Genomic DNA, 15,215 nt, shown 5'->3' on the forward strand with positions numbered 1-15,215 from the left:
GCAAGCCGATCAGGGGAACCTGGAGGCCCAACGCCAGGACCGCTGTCAGAGTGCCGTTCAGTATGGCGATCATTCGCGGAACCCCCGCAATCGTCACCGGCTCCGAAAGGGAGCTGTGGAAGGCGATCTCGAAGCCCTCGACTTCGGACTGCGCCACCTCAGAACGCCGCGCCGGCGGTGAGGTTGAAGAAGGTGCTGACGAAGGTCGTGGCCGTGAAGGCGATGGCCAGCCCGAAGACGATGCCGATGCCCTTGCGCATGGCCGAGCCACCTTCAGCAAAGGCGAAGCCGAGCCCTGTCAGGACGATGGCGATGATGCCAATCGCCTTTGCGACAGGGCCGGAGAGCGACTGCATCACCGTGGTGAGCGGGCCCTCCCACGGCATGGCAGTACCGCCGCCCGCTGCCCAAGCGGGGCTCGCCAGAAGCAGGCCTACGCCGGCGGCGAGCAGCATGGATTGGGCGGCGCGACCGAAGCGAAGCGGCGCGGACGAGACATTTCGGATCAGATTCATTGTGGGGGGCTTCCTGATACCGAACGCCCGCGAATGCCGGGCTACCCCAGGATTGAGACTCTCATGCGCCGGGGTCAAGTGCTATTTGTATATAAAAGGTGCGTGACGGCTTTTTTATATATCTTCCGGTCCGCGACTGGGGAGTCGCGAGAGGTGGGGCAGACCTTCTGCGAAGCGGACCTCCACGGCCAAGCCTGGGCTGTTGTCCGACAGGCTCAGTTCAGCATCATGAAGTTCGGCGATTGCCGCGATCAAAGCGAGTCCAAGGCCGGAGCCTGGACTGCTGCGACTGGCGTCCAGCCGACAGAAACGCCGTAATACCCGCTGCCGTTCGTGGGCGGGAACGCCGGGCCCGTCGTCCGCTACAACCGCGCTTACAGCGCCGGCGACCTGGGCCAAGCTCATGGTGATATGGGCCTTGTCACCGGCGTGCCGAAGGGCGTTCTCCAGGAGATTGGCGAATAGCTGCGTCAGCAGTTGAGGGTCACCATTGACCACGATGTCCGGAGCAATCTGCGCGCTCAATGTCTTTCCGGCGTCCTCAGCGGCGGTCTCATAGGCGAGCCGAACCCGGTCCATGACGGCGGAAAGATCGACAGGCTCAAACCTCGCCCGGCCTGCTCCCCCCTCGATCTGACCAATCCGCAGGAGGGCGTGGAATGTAGTCAGTACGTCGTCAACCTGTGCAAGCGCATCGTCGATGGCGCGTTGCAAATCCTCCGGTCTGGTGAGGTCTCGCATTGAATCGAGATGTTGTCTCAGCCGGCTGAGCGGCGTCCGCAGGTCATGGGCGATGCCAGTGGAAACCTGCCGCAGCCCGTCCATGACGGCCTGATTGCGATCTAGCATGAGATTGAGATTGCTGGTGAGCCGGTCGAATTCGTCGCCCATTCTGATGGCTGGGACACGCTCCTCCAGCCGGCCGTCCATGATTTCCTGAAGGGACCGGTTCACCCGGTCGAGGCGACGAAGAAAGACCGAAGCGATCAGCAGGCCGCCACCAATCGCCAGCACTGTGATGCCCAGGCCGCTCCAGAGGGTCACAAGCCGTAGCCAGTCCGACAGCTCATCCAAGTCTGACGTGTTGCGACCCACGATCAGGCGCGACCCGTCAGCGGTCCTCTTGGGGTTGGTGATCGCCGTGCTCCTGGCCTGGCGCTTCACGACCGGCAAGATCGCCGCCGACAAGATCACCTCCCGCCGCGACGAGCTGTTCTACTGGCTGACCATTGTCGTCTCGAATACGCTGGGTACGGCGCTGGGCGACTTCACGGCCGACGCGACCGGGTTGAATCTCGGCTTCGAGAAGGGAGCCTTGCTGTTCGCAGGCCTTATCGCCGTAGTGGCGATGCTTCACTGGCTGAAATGGCTTCCCCAGGCAGTACTCTTCTGGGCCGCATACATTCTCACCCGTCCACTCGGCGCCACGCTGGGCGACGTGCTCACCAAGTCTCACGGCCAAGGCGGCTTCGAGTTCGGCCGGATCACAGCGACCCTTGTGATCACGGCGGCAATGGTGGCGCTCATTGTCGTATCGCCAAAACTAAGTCGGCCAGCGACGGTTGAGGCCTGACCGCCCGAGGGCGCCCTGCTCGATCGCCGACATCACAAAACGCGCGGGCCGAGCAAGATGATGCTCGCGCCAACGAGGCAGGCGCCAGCCTCCACCGACGAGATCGCGCCGACCCTGAACGCCCTACGGGCTGATGATTGGCGGCCAAGCAGCCAGTTCTTGGTTCGCCGCTGCAGATGGGCGAACTCTTAGCTGGATACGGGTGCCCTCGACTCGATCACGATCGACTTATCCCGTAAGGTTGGCCGAGATTTTTGGGCGCTTCCTCAAACTGTGGATCATCGGATACCCGTCGTGTCACAGGCCAATGGCTCAGAGCGCCGCAGCAGCGACCGACAACGGACCCTCTTGGCTGGCATTCTGATTCACGGAGCAGCGGCCCTGACCGTGGACTGCGCCATTCGAGACCTGAGCAAATCAGGGGCTCGCGTTCGATTGGGCGCGCCAGATAACTTCTCCAAACCGTTGATGTTGCTGGTCTGCCGCTCAGGAGAAGCCTTCGAAGCTGAAATTACCTGGCGGCGAGCCAACGATGTCGGCCTTACATTCCTACGACAATGCAATCTGAGCGCAGCTGAGACGCCCATCGAAAAGGCGGCCCGCCGCCTCTGGATCGAACGCAGCGCGCGTTGATGGAGACGAATTGAGGCTCTGACATCGAGATCGACGCGCCGACAGGCAGGCCTTCAGCGCCGCGCCGTGACGCCAAGCGTGAGCGGAAGAGGGCAGAGGGCGAAAGGCCGACCCGCGCTTGACCGGCCTTCGCCCAACCCGATCTATCGAGGTGGATGCCCCAGCGGCGAGCGTCCACTTGGATGACCGCATCGCAAGAGGCCACTCAACCCGTCCAGGCCCACTCAGTCGCCGATGTCGGACGGCGGCGTCGCTCAGGCGACGGCCCTGCCGGGGCGCCGGGCCACAGCCACCGCGACTTGGTTTCGGCCAGCTCCCTTGGCCCGTACATTGCAGCATCCGCCGTCTCAACGAGCCGGTCCAGTGCACAGTGGTCCGGTGCGCTCGCCAGACCAAGCGACACCGTCGTCAGCCCCAGATCCTGGCCGTTGTGCGTCACGCAGAGCGCCTCGACGCGACGCCTAACGTCCTCGGCACGCTCCAGAGCCTGATCCGGCCCACATCCAGGCATCAAGAGCACGAATTCCTCACTGCCGTAACGGCAGGCAGGCTAGCCCGCCTTCTCGCGTCACATGGTCCAGGACCGCGCCGACTTCGCGCAGCACGGCATCTCCGGCGTCGTGCACGAACGTGTCGTTGAAACGCTTGAAGTGATCGAGATCGACCATCAGGCAACTGATCGGCTGGCCGCTGCGCGCGGCTTCCGCCAATTGGACGTCCAGCATCGTTTCCAGCTGGCGGCGATTGGCCAGGCCGGTAAGGGTGTCTGAGGTGGCGCCAAGATCGCGCACGCGCCGCAAGGCCTCACGCGCACTCGCGTCGAAGCGCTGGCCGGTACGGTCTTTAGCCCATCATACCGATCGCCTTCGGGCCCTCAGCGATCGGCTGGGTTCTGGCTCCCGCCGGTGCGAACGGGTGTGGCGGGTGGCCGATACCCTGTTCAGCGTTCATCGAATCCAGGACCGCCTCGATAGCGGCGAACAGCTTGTGTGCCTCGACCGGCTTGTTCACAAAGGCCTGCATTCCCGCAGCTCGGCATTGGTCGACGTGGTCGGCGGACGAAGACGCTGTCAGCGCGATAACAGGCGTATTCCGATTCATCCCGTTTGAGTCTCTTAGCCGCCGCACCGCTTCCAGGCCGCCCATTACCGGCATGTTCATATCCATCAGCACGACATCGAATTCGCTGGTCGCCAAGAGCGCCAACGCGGCCTGACCGTCCTGAGCGGTGACGACCTGGCTGCAGAAGGGCTGCAACATCAGGCCAAACGCTCGGCGATTGATCTCATGATCGTCGACGATCAAGACTCTGAGATCCACGCTGGGCGTCACCGGTTGCTCGTAACCCTCCGGCTCGAAGGTCCCGTCGAGCCTTGCGAGCGGAAGCTTCAATGTGAAGGTAGTGCCTCCGCCAGCGTCGCTGACCACCGCCAAGTCCCCACCCATTAACTCCGCCAACTGCCGGCTGATGTTCAGACCAAGCCCGGTGCCGCCGTGAGTACGGGCCGTGCTCGCGTCCAGTTGCTCGAACGCGACAAAGAGGCGTTCGAGCTGATCGGGGGTCATTCCAGGTCCTGTATCAGTCACCTCGACCTGCAGGAGTTCCCCGTGCGCGTCCACGGGCGTTGTGACCCGCACCACAACCCCGCCATCGTCGGTGAACTTGATTGCATTCGAAAGCAGGTTGTTGAAGATCTGTCGAAGTCGGAAGGGGTCACCCCGAGCCCAGCCAAGTATGGGCCCGGCCTCCAGGCGGAGTGAAACGCCCTTCTTGCGCGCCTCGGCGGACCAGAATTGTAGGGTGTCTTCCACCAGTGCTTGAAGGTCGTAGGGAACCTCTTCAATCGTCAGGCGGCCCGCTTCAATCTTGGACATGTCCAGCAGGTCGTTGAGCAGGCTCCGCATCATACGGGCGGAGTCAAGGATGAGGCGCGCGCTTGAACGATCGCAAGCGTCGCGCGATCGACCCCCTACCTCGGTCGCGCCCGCCAGAATGGCGCTGAGTGGCGTGCGAAGTTCATGGCTGACCATCGCGACAAAAGCCGACTTCGCGGCGGTCGCGGCTTGCGCCAGCGCCTTGGCCTCACGCTCGGCCGCCAGGGTATTCTGATAGAGTCGCCAGGCCAACAATGCAGCTGTGACGTTCAACCCCGCCGTCACAGCCAAAGCCACAGCTTGACCGAGCGGCGCGCCGAGAGGCATGGCGAGGAGAGCGAGAATGATAAAGTAGCCGATCTGCGGCAGGAGGGCGGCAACGAACACCGGGCGGCAACCCACGCTGGTCAGAACCGCGTTCAAAATCGCGCCCGACACCCACAGCGCGCCGCAGGCGGCTCCCCAAGGTCCGCCGAAAACGGCCGCGACGATGCCAACCGAACCGAAAATCACTCCATTGACCGCCACAACCGCCAGGGCTGCGGCCCGCCAGCGCGCGCCCTCCATCCGTCGCTCAATCAGTGCGCGGGGAAAGACCCAGACCTCAAGCGCTTGCAACAGGAAGTAGCCGAGCACCCCCGCCACCGTGGCCATGAAGGAACCTGTAAACACGGCGTATATTGGGGCGACAATCGCTGGCAAAAGCAGCCGCATGGCGATCTGTCGTCGGCGAGTCGAAATGACTGCGGCGAACTGTTGATCGCTCTCCGGCGGGGCCTTGGACATCACTCTGTCGCCTCTTACGATTCCGTTGCACACGATCTTACATGCACGTTATCTATACTTGGTTAAACTGCGCCGGGTATTGCGGACTTTGCCAGGCAAAAGCCGCAATTCTCCTGTCGTGGCGCAAAAGACGGGCGATCCCAAAACCGGCACCCGGGATTTGACCTGGAAATGACGGCGCGACGCTGGCCGCGGTGGGGCGCTATCACCGAGGAATCCTGGATGGCACGCTTGAGAACGGTTGCCTCCCTTAGATGCGCTCATCGACCTCGGGCGGGCCTTTGCCGAGGGGGCGAAAGCCAAGTCCGACGTGATCAGAGTTTGGCTGGACCGGAGCACGGGAGTCGGCTTGAATTCATGGCCCAACTACCTGCAGGCGCTCGATCATTTCCAGCGGGCCGCCGAGGAAATCCTGATGGAGGGAAAGCGGCAGTGGATTGTCCCGGAATGCCCGAATATCAAAGCCGCCGCTGGCACCTGTCTAAGCAGCAGTCGCGTGAAGCCTGGCCGCCATTCCGGAGACGGCCGAGATGATTAGCTTGCTTGCCTGTGCATCTAACAGGCTGTTGAAAAAGCCGGGTACCGGGGGTGAACTTGGCTCAATCGGCGCAATTTCACCTCAACCCGCGAAGCGCTATCGATGAAATCATTAGCATTTCTTCCGGTCCATTGGACAACTGTCTCGCTGAAAGCGAGCCAAAAATGCGGTTCAATATCCTGCTAGGGCGAGTTTCGGCCGACTTTGGCGGGCTGCCCGGAATCCAGCCGATCGAGAAAGCCCACCACGGCGTCGAGGAAGGCGTCATTGCGATCCCCCGCGACCATGTGAGAAGCGCCAGCGACATCGGTGAACTGGGCGTTCGTCAATTTTGCGACGAAATCTTCGGCGGCTTGCCGCGTCACCAATTCGCTCAGCCGACCACGAATGAGGTGCACTGGCAGGGTTAGACTGGCCAGTCCGGCGTCGAACGCCTGCGCATCTCGCCTCGACCGTTCCCGGTTCGCGCTTGCGACGAAGCTGGGATCCCAATGCCAGCGATATCGACCATCGCCGCCGCACCGAAGGTTCTTCGCCAATCCGGAAAGGTCCGAAGGCCTTGTGCGGTGGGGCAAATAGGAGCTGATCACATCGGCCGCCTCCTCAAGGCTAGCGAAACCTTCGCCGATATGGGCGCTCATGAAGCCCATGACTTTAGCGGCGCCGTCCATGTCCATGTTGGGCACAATGTCCACCAGGGTTATGGAGCTGAAGCTCCGAGGCGCGATCTCGGCTTCAGCGAGCAATCCCGCGAGCCCGCCGAGCGACGCGCCGATCAGCGCCGGACGTCCGCCCATCTCGTTGGCGACGGTTGCGAGGTCGCCCGCAAACCGTTCCATCTGGTAGTCGCCCGTCGGCGACCAACCGCTGTCGCCGTGGCCGCGCAGGTCCAGGGCGACGGCTTCCCAGCCGCGATCCGCCAGCGCCGCCGCGGTCTTGGCCCAGGCGTGCCGAGTTTGGCCGCCCCCGTGCGCCAGCAGCACGCCGCCGCGGATCGGCGCGCCGTAGCGGTCGGCGACGAGGTCGAGGCCGTCGGCCGTTCTGAAGACGGTACGGTGCGGTTCAGTCATCGATAATCCTCTTACGGGAACAGCCTGCCGGCGCCGACGACCGATCCTGCCAATCGGCCTTTTCCGCCGCGGACCGCCGCAACGTTCGCTTCAGGCTTTCCTTCATCCGGAAAGTCAGCGTAGCATGAAGATGTCATAACAAAACACATATGTGTCGGAGAAAGCATGAGCGACGTCGTTACGTTCGAGCGGAAGGACCATGTCGCGCTCATCACCCTCAACCGGCCTGAGGCCAGAAACGCCATCTCCCCGGAGATGCTGGTTCGACTGGCCGACACCTGGACCGCAGTGCGTGACGACCCCGACATCCGCGTCGCGGTGGTCACCGGCGCCGGTGATAAGGCTTTCTGTTCTGGAGCCGATCTTGGACGGTTCATTCCGTTGATGAGTCGCGCGCGGCCAGCCGAAGACGAGTGGGATCGACGCCTGCTGGCGGACGGGGAGATGCTGGGCCGAGGGCTTCTTCGGACCTTCGACGTGGTCAAGCCGGTGATTGCGGCGATCAACGGTCACGCGATCGCCGGGGGCATGGAGCTGGCGCAGGGGACGGACCTGCGGGTCGCGTCCGAATCCGCCAAGTTTGGGGTGCAGGAAGTCAAGTGGGCGATCTTCCCAGGAGGCGGTTCGACGGTGAGACTGCCCCGACAAATACCCTATGCCCGGGCCATGGAGCTGCTGCTCACCGGCGATCTCATTACCGCCGCTGAAGCGCTCGAGTTGGGGTTCCTCAATCGCGTGGTCCCCCAGGCCGACGTGCTGCCCACAGCCCTTGATCTGGCTGAGCGCATCGCCGCCAACGGGCCGATTGCGGTACAGGCCATCCGCCGGTCGGCGCGAGCTTGCCTGGGCCGACCGGAAGCTGAAGCCATGCAGATCGAATCCGAAATGGCTGCCCCTGTCTTCCGAACCGAGGACGCCCGGGAGGGGCCACTCGCCTTCATGCAGAAACGCAAGCCTGTCTTCCAGGGTCGCTGACCCAAGGTCGGCTCAGCGACCCTCATCATCAGAGACAAGGAACACTGTCATGGCTTTGCACAGCCGCATCTGCGAGATTTTCGGTATCCGCTATCCCATCGTCCTCGCCGGAATGGGCGGGGCCAGTGTTCCCCGCCTGGCAGCGGCGGTCTCCAATGCCGGAGGGCTAGGAATCCTTGGCGCCGCAGCCTGCTCGCCCGAGGAACTTCGCGCGTGGATCCGCGAAGTGCGATCGCTCACCGACAAGCCCTTCGGCGTCGACACATTGCTGCCGGCCTCGGTCCGCCGCGAGGTGGTCGACGCGGCGGCAGGCTCCGGCGAGGGCGGCAAGCCGTCGCCCATGGATCTGCTTGGCGACTATCAGGCGTTTGCAGCCGACTTCATGCGCCAGGAAGGCCTGCAAAAGGTCGTCCGTCCGCGCGAGGACACCAACGCCGAAGCTCGGGGCGGCCCCGCGTTCTTCTCAAAGGAGTTCTTCGAGGCGCAAATGGAGGTGGTGATCGAGGAAAAGGTGCCGGTCTACGCCGCGGGCCTGGGAAACCCCGGCCCCTGGATGGAGCGACTGCGGGAGAACGGTACAAAGATCATGGCCGTCATCGGGTCTGTGAAGCACGCACTGCAGGTCGCCGCGTCTGGCATCGACGTGGTGGTCGCTCAGGGACATGACGGGGGCGGACACAATTCGCCGATCGGCACCATGGCGCTTATCCCCCAGGTCGTCGACGCCATGGCGGGGCGCATCCCGGTGCTCGGGGCCGGCGGTATTGCCGACGGCCGCGGCGTAGCCGCCGCGATGATGCTGGGGGCTGAAGGCGCCTGGGTGGGCACCGCTTTCCTGGCGACGGAGGAAGCCGGCATTCAGCAATTCCAGAAGGAGGTTCTGGTCGAGTACGGCGATGGCGACACGGTAGTGTCAAAATCCGTCACCGGAAAGCCGGCCAGGATCATCCGCAATAAGTGGGCGCAGGCCTGGGTGGACGCGGAGAAGTCGCCGCTGCCCATGCCCTTCCAGTCGATCATCGCCGGGCCCGTGCTCGCGGCGGCGACCCTGGATCAGCGCAAGGATATCGCACCTGGGTTTGCCGGCCAGGGCATGGGGCTCATCAAGGCGATTCGCCCCGCCCGGGACGTCCTGGAAGACCTCGTCAGCGGCGCCGAGACCGCGCTCGCTCGCGCCGACCGTTTTCGCTAAGCCGTGAAAGGAAATGCAATGATCCCGCGCAGAATGCCCGAGTTTCACGCCGAGATGGTCGAAGCCTTCATGGCTTCGAGCAATCGGATGACCGGCCTCCCCGAGTTCCTGGGCCTGCGGATCGTGGCCATGGAACCGGGCGGCCTCACGGCGGAGATGGATGTCGACCCAAAGCTGCTGACGGGCTTCGGCAACATGCATGGCGGCGTCCTGTCTGCCGCCTGCGATCACGTGCTGGGATGCGTCTGCTACCCCCATATGGAGAAGGGCCAGTGGGCGGCCACGACCGAGTTCAAGATCAACCTGCTCGCCCCGGTCAGCCGCGGGACGGTCACGGCGCATGCGGAAATCATCTCCATGAGCAAACAGACCGCGGTCGTCAGGATCGAGATGGAAAACGAGGGCCGGCTCTGCTGCTCGGCGCAGGGCACCGTCCTAATCCAGAACCCCAGACCCGCCTGACGACAGCCCGACGCTCAGGCGGTCTTGTGGGCCGCGCCCGGGCTTCCGAGCACGTCGCCCATGATTTTGAGCAGCTCGGCGCGGCGACCCCGGAACAGGTCCTTTGGGGCGGCCAGGCCAAGGGCCAGCGGACGTGCGGGCGGACTGACCGAGAGGGGGATGGCCAGCATCGCGGCGTTGTCGTTGACCAGGCCGGCATGGAAGGCGTGTCCTCGGGCAGCGACCTGGGCAACGTCTCTGGCGACCTCCTCGGCGGCCGGCGGCGCTTCATCGCCGTCCCACACCGCCAGGCCTTCGGCGATCAGCCGGGCCCTGCGATCAGGAGGGGCCATGGCCAGGAGCACGCGGCCCAGGGTCGAGCGAGCAAGGCATCGCCGCGTACCCGCCTTGAGGTGGTAGCGGATCGGCGTCGCGCCCTCGATCACGCGGACATACTGGCAGTAGCCGCCGCTCGCCGCACCCAGCACCACGGTCATCTGAGTTTGCTCTGCGATGTCACGCATCTGCTGCTGAATGCGCCGGAGCGGGAGGATTTCGTCGCCAACCCAGTGACCGAGCAGGGAGACCCGGATGGACGGAAAGAATGTCTTGTCGTCGGAGGAAAACTCCAGGTAGCCGAGATCGGCAAGGCTGCGGAGTAGCGCCGCGGTGCTGGAATGTGGATAGCCTAGCGCCAAGGCCACGTCCTGGATATGCGCAGGCCTGCGGACTTCGTCGAAGTATTCAAAAATTTCCAGGGTCCGGGCGGCGGACTTAACGACGGACTGATCAGGTTTTGGCATGCATTCGAATCCTTGGGGCCGCTCAGATCGTGAGCGCCGCCCGGGTTCCCTCCTCGATGGCCCGCACCGCATCCAGACCAGCAGCGTCTCGCGCGCCGCCGACCAGCGAATATGGAACCCGCCCAGCCGCCAGCGCCGGGGCGATTCCGGCTTGCGGCTCCTGGCCGATGCATAACACGAACGTGTCGGCCACGACCAATCGAGGGATGCCGCCCACTGTGATATGCAGGCCCTCCAACGAGAGATGTCCATAGACGACATCCCCGGTCATGGCGACACCGCGGCGCGCCACCTCCTGGACGTTGGCCCAACCGCGCGTCTTGCTCAGGCCCGCGCCGAATGCTGATCCCGGCTTTCGCTGGAAGATCGTGACCCGTCGGGCCGCCGGCCAGGACGTCGGCGGCCGCTGCAGGGCGCCGCGCTCGGTAAAGGCCGTGTCGATCCCCCAATCCCGGGAGAACCCCTCAATGTCGGGCTCCGTGGGATCGCCCGCGCCAGTCGGATGCGCCAGCAGTTGAGCCACGTCGAAGCCAATGCCGCCCGCGCCCAGGATCGCCACCGTGTCGCCCGCTCGTTCGGGCATTTCGATGGCCTGCGCATAGGTGAGCACACGAGGGTCGTCCACCCCGACCGAGTCCAGGGCTCGCGGCTCCACGCCGGTGGCCAGGATCACATGATCGTAGGCGGCGGCGAGAAGCTCCTGCGCGCGGGCAAGCGTTCCCAACCGCACTTCGACCCCGAGCTCGGACAGCCGCGCGCCGTAATATGCGATGGTTTCGGCATAGTCCTCCTTGCCCGGAATCCGCCGCGCGAGATTGAACTGCCCGCCGATCCGCTCTGACATCTCGAACAGGGTGACCCTGTGGCCCCGCTCCGCGCTCGTCACCGCCGCGGCCAGGCCCGCGGGCCCCGCGCCAACGACCGCGACACGCTTGGGTTCGATCGGCCCCGCGACATCGCCGAATTCGGCCTCGCGGCAGGCGGCGGGATTGACCATGCAGGTCGTGAGCTGGCCGGTGAAAGCGTTGTCCAGGCAGGCCTGATTGCAGCCAATGCACACATTGATCGCGGCGCGTCGCCCGGCCCGGGCCTTGGCGACGAAGTCGGGATCGGACAGGAAGGGCCGTGCCATTGAAACCATGTCGGCGTTGCCGTCGGCGATGAGGCGGTCGGCAAGCTCCGGGGTGTTGATCCGGTTCGACGCCACGACCGGCAAGTTGAGATGGGACCTGAGCCGTGCCGCGGCCCACGCGAAAGCTCCGCGGGGCACCATGTGGGCGATGGTGGGGATCCGCGCCTCGTGCCAGCCGATCCCCGTATTGACCAGGTTCGCGCCGGCGGCCACGACCGTCTTGGCCTGATCGACCACCTCGTCGAAGGTGCTGCCACCCTCCACAAGATCGAGCAACGACTGCCGGTAGACGAGAATAAACTCATCACCGCAACGAGCGCGGACCGCCCGGACGATCTCGGTAGGCAGCCGCTGGCGATTGGCTGCAGAGCCCCCCCAGCGATCAGTGCGCTGATTGGTCCGCGGCGCCAGGAACTGGTTCAGCAAGTAACCTTCCGAACCCATGATCTCCACCCCGTCGTAGCCAGCCTCCTTGGCCAGCATCGCGGCGTTCGCGAAGTCCTCGATCGTGGCGAGAATCTCCTCCTCGGTCAGCTCGCGCGGCGTCAGCGGGTTTATTCGGGAGGCGATCGGCGACGGGGCGACGAGGCCCTCGTGACGCGCATAGCGCCCCGCGTGGAGGAGTTGCAGGGCGATGAGTCCGCCCGACTGGTGCACAGCGGACGTGATGCGGCCGTGTCCCGCCACGGCGGCCTCACGCATCACCGCGCCGTTCCGGCCTAGCCGGCCCGCCTCATTGGGCGATACGCCGCCCGTTACGATCAGACCCGCGCCGCCTTGCGCCCGTCGGGCGAAGAACCGAGCCTGCCGATCGTATCCATCCGGCGCCTCCTCAAGGCCGGTGTGCATCGAGCCCATCAGCGTGCGGTTCGGGAGCGTCACGAACCCCAGGTTCAGCGGTGACAGCAGGTGAGGATAGGGCGACATGTCGATGCCTATGCTGGGCCTGCGAATTTCGCCCTGGCTTGAGACAGGACGATACGGCCGTCTGCGGTTTCGCCCTGCACGATGGCCTCGCCGTCGCCTGTGCGCCAGATCTTGGTGACGATGGTGTCCCCGTACAGCACCCGGTCAGCGAACCGGCCCTGGAAGGAATGGAAGGCGCCCGGATCGTCGGCGCATAGCTCTCGCAGGATGGCGCGACCCACAATGCCGTAGGTGCACAGCCCGTGCATGAAGGGCGCGTCGAACCCGCCCATCCTAGCGAACGCCGGGTCGATATGGATGGGGTTGCGATCGCCCGACAGCCGGTAGATCGCGCCTTGTTCGGGACGGGTCTGGAAGCTGGCCATAATATCCGGGGCCCGGTCGGGCGCGGCGCTATCTCCGCCCGAGGGACCGCGCTCGCCGCCGAAACCGCCCGCGCCGCGGACGAACAGCGTGGCGTGGGTCCGGAAAAGATCGCCGTCGGCGTCTCGGCCGACGCTCTCGACGCCCAGAACGGCAGCCTTTCCCTTGTCCCAGACCTCGGTGATGCGACCGCTCACCTCGACGCTGGCTTCGGAGGGGAGGGCCCGGAACAGCTCGATGGACTGTTCGCCATGAAGCAGCATCTCCAGACGCATGTCGACGGTGCGCATCAGACCCCCCAAGGCGCCGCCGCCCGGAATCACGGCATAGGTCGGCAGAACCTTCGGGCCGCGGCCTTCATAGATGAAGTCCAGGTCTTCCGCCGGCCGCCCGCCGACGCCCAGGGCGTAGAGCATGGTGTCCTTGGAGGTCCAGGCCTGGGTGGTGGCGGGGAGCTCCAACCCGACGAGATCGGATGAGATCGGTATGCGTGTCATGGAAACTCCGGCTCTATGGGGTGGGACACTCAGGTTCGGGGCGCTTGGCCGTCCGGCGGCCAGGCCTCGACACCGTCTTCCAGCGGAATGCGCAGGCTCTTCAGGAGCTGGGAGAACATGGTCCAGTTGCCGATTGCAACCACCAGCTCAATGCGCTCGGCCTCCGTCGCCAAGTGGAGGCAGCAGGCCTTCCAGGTGGCGTTCGAGATCATGCCCTGGTCGAGCGTGTCGTCGGTGGCCTGCAGCACAGCCCTGTCGGCCTCCGACAGGTTCGCCGCCCCCCGCCAGTCACGGGTGGCCGCCAGGTCGGCCTCGGGAATGTCGAGCCCGCGGGCCACCCGCCAGTGCTGGGTCCACTCATAGGCGGAGCCGGTCCTCCAGCCGATCCGCATGATGATCAGTTCGCGCAGGCGGGCGTCGAGCTTGTTGCCTCGAAAGAGGAGGGTAGTGAGCGTGGAGGCAAGCTCGCCCGCCACCGCGGGATGCCGCAGGAGGACGCGAAACACGCTCAGCGCCGCCATCTGTTCAGAAATCCCCGCCGACCCGGCCGCGTTCGCCGCCTCTTCCAGACTCAGAAGGTCGATCCTCGGGGCGTCGGCGGTCATTGGGTTCATTCCATTGCGAAGGGCTGAGGGCGTGAGCCTGCGGAAGCTGATCGAAGGTCCTTGCCTAGATGGGGATATAACAGATATACGTTTTCCGCCACATATATGTGTTATGATTTGTTGCTGCGCAGCCGGAGGCGAAGCTCGTGATTCCCGCCAAGACCTTTGCGATGGTTCAGACGGCGCCGCGCACGCTTGAAATGCGTGACTTGCCCATCCCCGATATCGAAGCCGACAGCGCGATTCTGAGGATCGAGGCCTGCGGGATCTGTGGCAGCGACTACGAGCAATTCGAGGGGGTTCTGAAGACGCCGATGCCGGTGATCCCCGGGCACGAGCCCGTAGGGATCATCGAGGCGATCGGCGACAAGGCCGCGCGCCGCTGGGGCGTCGATGTCGGCGATCGGGTCGCCGTCGAGACCATGCTGTCTTGTCACAGCTGCGACACCTGCCTAGGCGGCCGCTACCACCTGTGCGCCGACCGGCAGATCTATTCCTACATTCCGCTATCGAACATGCCGGGGCTCTGGGGCGCCTATGCCCAGTACATGTACCTCGCCCCCAACACGATCGTTCACAAGATGGACAAAACCTTGCCGCCCGAGCTCGCGGTGATGTTCAACCCGCTGGGGGCCGGGTTCCGCTGGGCGGTGGAGATCCCTCAGACCCAGGTCGGCGACACTATCGTCATCCTGGGGCCGGGCCAGCGCGGTCTGGCCAGCGTCATCGCCGCGCGGCAGGCGGGTGCTGGGAAGATCATCGTGACGGGCATGGCCGCCGACGCCCGCAAGCTCGACCTCGCCCGGATCTTCGGGGCGCACCATACGATCGATGTCCAGAACGAGAACGCCATCGAACGCATCAAAGAACTCACCGGCGGGCGTGGCGCCGATGTCGTCGTGGAGGTGACCTCCTACGCCACCGACCCGGTGCGCGAAGCCCTCAGCTATGTGCGTCCCGGCGGTACGATCGTCCTGGCGGGGGTGAAGGGATTCAAGCCCATACCGGACTTTGTCTCAGACCTGATCGTCTTCAAGGAAATCACCATCAGGGGGGCGATCGGCGTGACCTCGTCGGGATACCGCAAGGCCATCGACCTGATCGAGGCACGGTCGCTGCCACTTGAGCTGATGCACACTCACGACTTCGAGTTGAAGGACGCCGAACTGGCCATCCGGACGCTCGCGCGCCAAGTGGCCGGAGATGAGTCCATCCACTCGTGCCTGATCCCGCCCACCTAGAGCAACAGTCTTCAGATCGTAACGCTTCGCCGATGTTCGAAAGACAGGA

17 protein-coding genes are annotated in these 15,215 nt (G+C 64.6%); 7 read left to right on the plus strand and 10 right to left on the minus strand.

Annotated features, from left to right (window positions below; translation table 11 throughout):
• Nucleotides 1-158: 158 nt before the first annotated feature.
• Together Q7J39_RS06520 and Q7J39_RS06525 are read right to left on the minus strand one after the other, a co-directional pair.
• Complete coding sequence (locus Q7J39_RS06520) at nucleotides 159-515, minus strand: TrbC/VirB2 family protein (RefSeq protein WP_304821679.1); 357 nt, start codon at nucleotides 513-515, stop codon at nucleotides 159-161.
• 114 nt (nucleotides 516-629) lie between these two features.
• Entirely contained in the window at nucleotides 630-1,703 is a 1,074-nt protein-coding gene (locus Q7J39_RS06525) for a HAMP domain-containing sensor histidine kinase (RefSeq protein ID WP_304821682.1), read from the minus strand.
• On the opposite strand from Q7J39_RS06525, the gene Q7J39_RS06530 reads away from it, so the two are divergent.
• Both Q7J39_RS06530 and Q7J39_RS06535 read left to right on the plus strand, forming a co-directional pair.
• A complete protein-coding gene (locus Q7J39_RS06530) occupies nucleotides 1,657-2,088 on the plus strand; it encodes a hypothetical protein (protein ID WP_304821685.1) in 432 nt (143 codons plus the stop codon). The two genes, Q7J39_RS06525 and Q7J39_RS06530, sit on opposite strands and share 47 nt — an antisense overlap.
• A gap of 294 nt (nucleotides 2,089-2,382) precedes the next feature.
• Nucleotides 2,383-2,721 carry a PilZ domain-containing protein gene (locus tag Q7J39_RS06535; protein WP_304821688.1) on the plus strand — a complete coding sequence of 113 codons (339 nt, stop codon included), beginning with the start codon at nucleotides 2,383-2,385 and terminating at the stop codon, nucleotides 2,719-2,721.
• Nucleotides 2,722-2,926: 205 nt separating this feature from the next.
• Here Q7J39_RS06535 and Q7J39_RS20870 read toward each other — a convergent pair whose 3' ends face one another.
• Genes Q7J39_RS20870 through Q7J39_RS06545 form a run of 3 tightly spaced genes read right to left on the minus strand, consistent with a single transcriptional unit; the run spans nucleotide 2,927 to nucleotide 5,382 of the window.
• Complete coding sequence (locus Q7J39_RS20870) at nucleotides 2,927-3,232, minus strand: GGDEF domain-containing protein (RefSeq protein WP_370690003.1); 306 nt, start codon at nucleotides 3,230-3,232, stop codon at nucleotides 2,927-2,929.
• A gap of 16 nt (nucleotides 3,233-3,248) precedes the next feature.
• Complete coding sequence (locus Q7J39_RS06540; RefSeq protein WP_304821691.1) at nucleotides 3,249-3,512, minus strand: GGDEF domain-containing protein; 264 nt, start codon at nucleotides 3,510-3,512, stop codon at nucleotides 3,249-3,251.
• A 52-nt stretch (nucleotides 3,513-3,564) separates the two neighbouring features.
• Nucleotides 3,565-5,382 carry an ATP-binding protein gene (locus Q7J39_RS06545; protein WP_304821694.1) on the minus strand — a complete coding sequence of 606 codons (1,818 nt, stop codon included), beginning with the start codon at nucleotides 5,380-5,382 and terminating at the stop codon, nucleotides 3,565-3,567.
• Nucleotides 5,383-5,623: 241 nt separating this feature from the next.
• Here Q7J39_RS06545 and Q7J39_RS06550 point away from each other — a divergent pair, with 241 nt between their 5' ends.
• Nucleotides 5,624-5,920, plus strand: coding sequence for a hypothetical protein (locus Q7J39_RS06550; RefSeq protein WP_304821696.1), 297 nt, complete (start codon nucleotides 5,624-5,626; stop codon nucleotides 5,918-5,920).
• A 182-nt stretch (nucleotides 5,921-6,102) separates the two neighbouring features.
• On the opposite strand, the gene Q7J39_RS06555 is transcribed toward Q7J39_RS06550, so the two are convergent.
• The gene (locus Q7J39_RS06555) at nucleotides 6,103-6,990 is read right to left on the minus strand and encodes an alpha/beta fold hydrolase (RefSeq protein ID WP_304821700.1); all 888 of its coding nucleotides are present in this window, start codon (nucleotides 6,988-6,990) and stop codon (nucleotides 6,103-6,105) included.
• A gap of 165 nt (nucleotides 6,991-7,155) precedes the next feature.
• Here Q7J39_RS06555 and Q7J39_RS06560 point away from each other — a divergent pair, with 165 nt between their 5' ends.
• Genes Q7J39_RS06560 through Q7J39_RS06570 form a run of 3 tightly spaced genes read left to right on the plus strand, consistent with a single transcriptional unit; the run spans nucleotide 7,156 to nucleotide 9,619 of the window.
• Nucleotides 7,156-7,965 (plus strand): enoyl-CoA hydratase-related protein, encoded by an 810-nt coding sequence (locus Q7J39_RS06560; protein ID WP_304821702.1) that lies wholly within the window; start codon nucleotides 7,156-7,158, stop codon nucleotides 7,963-7,965.
• Between the two features lie 49 nt (nucleotides 7,966-8,014).
• Nucleotides 8,015-9,157, plus strand: a complete 1,143-nt coding sequence (locus tag Q7J39_RS06565; protein WP_012274987.1) for a nitronate monooxygenase family protein — start codon at nucleotides 8,015-8,017, stop codon at nucleotides 9,155-9,157.
• An 18-nt stretch (nucleotides 9,158-9,175) separates the two neighbouring features.
• Nucleotides 9,176-9,619 (plus strand): PaaI family thioesterase, encoded by a 444-nt coding sequence (locus Q7J39_RS06570; RefSeq protein ID WP_304821705.1) that lies wholly within the window; start codon nucleotides 9,176-9,178, stop codon nucleotides 9,617-9,619.
• A gap of 14 nt (nucleotides 9,620-9,633) precedes the next feature.
• Here Q7J39_RS06570 and Q7J39_RS06575 read toward each other — a convergent pair whose 3' ends face one another.
• From Q7J39_RS06575 to Q7J39_RS06590, 4 genes are read right to left on the minus strand one after another with little or no spacing between them, the layout of a single operon-like run.
• Nucleotides 9,634-10,401 (minus strand): IclR family transcriptional regulator, encoded by a 768-nt coding sequence (locus Q7J39_RS06575; RefSeq protein ID WP_304821708.1) that lies wholly within the window; start codon nucleotides 10,399-10,401, stop codon nucleotides 9,634-9,636.
• 22 nt (nucleotides 10,402-10,423) lie between these two features.
• Nucleotides 10,424-12,460: an NADPH-dependent 2,4-dienoyl-CoA reductase gene (locus tag Q7J39_RS06580; protein ID WP_304821710.1), complete on the minus strand. Its 2,037-nt coding sequence runs from the start codon at nucleotides 12,458-12,460 to the stop codon at nucleotides 10,424-10,426.
• A gap of 8 nt (nucleotides 12,461-12,468) precedes the next feature.
• Nucleotides 12,469-13,320 carry a MaoC/PaaZ C-terminal domain-containing protein gene (locus Q7J39_RS06585; RefSeq protein WP_304821712.1) on the minus strand — a complete coding sequence of 284 codons (852 nt, stop codon included), beginning with the start codon at nucleotides 13,318-13,320 and terminating at the stop codon, nucleotides 12,469-12,471.
• Nucleotides 13,321-13,349: 29 nt separating this feature from the next.
• The gene (locus Q7J39_RS06590) at nucleotides 13,350-13,925 is read right to left on the minus strand and encodes a carboxymuconolactone decarboxylase family protein (protein ID WP_304821717.1); all 576 of its coding nucleotides are present in this window, start codon (nucleotides 13,923-13,925) and stop codon (nucleotides 13,350-13,352) included.
• A gap of 200 nt (nucleotides 13,926-14,125) precedes the next feature.
• On the opposite strand from Q7J39_RS06590, the gene Q7J39_RS06595 reads away from it, so the two are divergent.
• Complete coding sequence (locus tag Q7J39_RS06595; RefSeq protein ID WP_304821720.1) at nucleotides 14,126-15,166, plus strand: zinc-binding dehydrogenase; 1,041 nt, start codon at nucleotides 14,126-14,128, stop codon at nucleotides 15,164-15,166.
• Nucleotides 15,167-15,215 lie beyond the last annotated feature (49 nt).

The organism is Phenylobacterium sp. (assembly GCF_030651185.1).
Taxonomy (GTDB): Bacteria; Pseudomonadota; Alphaproteobacteria; order Caulobacterales; family Caulobacteraceae; genus Phenylobacterium.